This is a genomic window from Clostridium sp. E02 (genome assembly GCF_003833015.1).
GTDB lineage: Bacteria > Bacillota > Clostridia > Lachnospirales > Lachnospiraceae > Lacrimispora.
Map to the genome: position 1 here is coordinate 1 of NZ_RJLQ01000061.1, position 568 is coordinate 568.

1 rRNA gene is annotated in these 568 nt (G+C 44.0%); it reads right to left on the reverse strand.

The annotated features are described in order from the left end of the window. Positions 1-512: 512 nt before the first annotated feature. Positions 513-568, reverse strand: a 16S ribosomal RNA gene (locus EFT72_RS18925); the annotation flags it as partial.

The window sequence follows — 568 nt, forward strand, 5'->3', positions numbered from 1 at the left end:
GTCTTAACCATCGTGTTCGAGATGGGAACGGGTGTGTCCCCTAAGCGCATCGGCACCAGAAACTTCGTGTCTACTAGTAATGTGTGCACAATTAAACGGGAAACTGTGTTGAAAGCTTGCTTTCATATTTATTGTATAGGCGGCACAGCCGCGACCGAGTGAACTTGTTCACGAGGTGACACATTACGGTTTTCTGGTATTTCTTTATTTAGTTATTCCATGATTGCACCTCCAAAACCTTTGGTTTTCTCGGTCGCATCTGTAATGCTTATGGAGCAAGTCACTGTCTTCCGTCCGTAAAATAAACTTTTCCGAACTTCATTCTATGCCTTTCTCCGCAATCATTTCTTACTTTGCGAAAACTTAAGACTCAACAGTATATAAAACCCTCACCACTCTCACTAAATTCAGCCTCACCTTACGGCTTCGCTTCATTAAGTATTCGGGTGGGCTTTCACACTAAATTCGGTATTCCCTCATTAAGTGTTCAACGCCTACTTCTTCTTCCTTAGAAAGGAGGTGATCCAGCCGCACCTTCCGATACGGCTACCTTGTTACGACTTCACCC